The sequence below is a fragment of the Floccifex sp. genome, assembly GCF_051873555.1.
In the GTDB taxonomy this organism is placed as follows: domain Bacteria; phylum Bacillota_I; class Bacilli_A; order Erysipelotrichales; family Erysipelotrichaceae; genus Floccifex.
In genome coordinates this window covers 1-2,479 of record NZ_JBJEEY010000061.1, presented here as the reverse complement: position 1 = coordinate 2,479, position 2,479 = coordinate 1, and the positions used below count along the sequence as shown (strand labels likewise).

At 29.9% G+C, this 2,479-nt stretch carries 3 protein-coding genes; 1 reads left to right on the top strand and 2 read right to left on the bottom strand.

The window, feature by feature from the left end:
* Together ACI32A_RS03435 and hpf are read right to left on the bottom strand one after the other, a co-directional pair.
* Positions 1 to 637, bottom strand: a 637-nt coding sequence (locus tag ACI32A_RS03435; protein WP_439753626.1) for a leucine-rich repeat domain-containing protein, incomplete at its 3' end; no start/stop codon positions are given.
* Positions 638 to 730: 93 nt separating this feature from the next.
* A complete protein-coding gene (hpf, locus tag ACI32A_RS03430; RefSeq protein WP_439753625.1) occupies positions 731 to 1,252 on the bottom strand; it encodes a ribosome hibernation-promoting factor, HPF/YfiA family in 522 nt (173 codons plus the stop codon).
* 168 nt (positions 1,253 to 1,420) lie between these two features.
* On the opposite strand from hpf, the gene ACI32A_RS03425 reads away from it, so the two are divergent.
* Positions 1,421 to 2,446, top strand: a complete 1,026-nt coding sequence (locus ACI32A_RS03425; protein WP_439753624.1) for a shikimate dehydrogenase family protein — start codon at positions 1,421 to 1,423, stop codon at positions 2,444 to 2,446.
* The last annotated feature ends 33 nt before the right edge of the window (positions 2,447 to 2,479 follow it).

Sequence of the window (2,479 nt, the reverse complement as noted above, 5' to 3'; positions counted from 1 at the left end):
CACACTGACCACTATACATTCCATCTTGTACAGTCCATGTATAATAATGTGTATGTTCACCAACAAGTCTCTGATAGTCACTATTTACTGCAACAACAGGATAGCCACAAATTGTTTCAGGTAACTCTATTTTACTTTCTCCTGAAATACTTGTAATTGTGACTTTATCATTATCCAGACTGTATCTAATTTGTTTTGTCGTATAAAGAATTTTTGCTTCATTAACATCTAATCCATCACGCAAAAATATGCTTTCAAGCTTATGACAATGATAAAAAGCATTCATTCCAATAGATGTGACATTATTTGGAATCGTTATGTTTGTAAGGTTTTGGCACTCAATAAAAGCATTCATTCCAATAGATGTAACATTATTTGGAATCGTTATACTTGTAATTTCACAATGGCTAAAAGCATAATTTCCAATCGCTGTAACTGGTTTTACATCAATTGTATCTGGAATATTAACTACAGTATCTGTTCCTATATATCCTGTTATTGTTACTTCACCTGCATCAGATATCGTATATTTTAAACCATTAGTTGTTGTTCCACTTGTTTCTGCAGATATTGTCATGGGTACCAACATGCATATTGTGCATATGGCACATAGTATGCTTAATAATTTCTTCTTCATATTCATCTCCTTTTATAAATAATACATTCATTTACATTATTTCATCTTTTATTTTTTTGTCAAGATAATAAAAAGCAGGTTTCCCTGCTTGCTTTATTCTGTTTCAATTAATCCATAGCCTCCCATTGTTCGTTTATAGACAACAGCGACTTTCTTTGTTTCATCATCAATATAGATAAAGAAATCATGTCCTAATAATTCCATCTTCATAATGGCTTCTTCTAAATCCATTTCTGTTGGAACAATGGATTTTGTTTTAACTTCAATTTCTTCTTCCTGGTCAAATTCATCATTTAGTAAATTTTCAGCTAAGGAATCTCTATGTTTTCTTTCTAAACGAGTTTTTTGACGACGAATCTGATCTTCTAATTTATCAATTACTTTATCAATGGCATTATATAAATCTGTATCAACAACTTCAGCTCTTAAAATTGCAAACTTAGTTGGTATTGTTACCTCAATTTTTTGTTTTGTTGGATATGTACGAATCAAGACATTGCATACATCATTTTCATCAATAATCACATATTTATTCAATCCAGATAACTTTTTCTTGATTTTATCCTGTATTCCCTGTGTGACTGATACGTTTTTTCCTACAATATTAATTTTCATAAGAACGACCTCCTAAACTTACTTAAATTATAAATCATAGACTTTCTATGTCATTTCAAGAGTCAGTTTTTCCATTTTTACTACCAAAAAAGACTTTTTTGAAAATTATTTACATTGAATTTTGAAAATTTTGCCATATAATTGAAAATATCGATAGGAGGAAAACATATGGAATATGGATTAATTGGAGAACATTTAGGTCATTCTTATTCAAAATTAATACAAGAAAAATTATTAGATAACTATACATATGACATTCATGAAGTTGCCAAAGATGACTTGGATACTTTTATGAAAGAAAGAAACTTTAAAGCCATTAATGTTACAATTCCTTATAAACAAAGTGTAATTCCTTATTTAGAACAAATAGATGAAGCTGCTTTAAAAATTGGAGCCGTAAACACTATTGTCAACAAAGATGGAAAATTATATGGATATAATACCGACTATTATGGATTTCGATATATGGTAGAATCACATGGCGTTTCGTTAAAAGGAAAAAAAGTACTGGTTTTAGGAAATGGTGGAGCTTCTCAAGCCATTCAAGCGGTTGTAAAAGACTTAGATGCCAGTGAAATGATTGTAACCGATATTATTTTAAAAGATTCTGTTATTTCCATTGAAGAAGCTTATAAAAAACATCCTGATGTGAAAGTCATTATAAATACTACACCAATGGGAATGTATCCAAAAGTATATGGAAGTGCTGTGGATTTAGATCGATTTAATCAATGTGAAGCTGTTTTTGATTGTGTTTACAATCCCCAAGATACACAATTTACACTGCAAGCCAAAGAAAAAGGGATTCAAGTAGCTGTAACAGGTCTTGAAATGTTAGTGGGTCAGGCAAAGCGTGCTTTAGAATATTTTAAAGACATTGAAATTGATGATGCACAAATTGATCGCATTTATCGAGAAATTTTATTGGAAACATCAAATGTAGCTTTAAAAGATGTTTCAATGGATATTGCTTTACAAGTTGCATCAACGTTACATAAAGAATGCATTGTTTTAGATTCAAATCATTATGAAGAACAAGCCATTTCTTCAAATAAAGTTTTAGTATATTCTAATCAAGATGAAAAAACATTAATTCGAAATGGATTTATTATTCAGGCAAAAAATCATGATGAAATTATTCTTGAATATAAACAAAAAGTAAATCAATTCAACAAAAGGGGCTGTAACGAATAGTTGAGTTTTTACAAATTCGAGGGGTTACAGCAC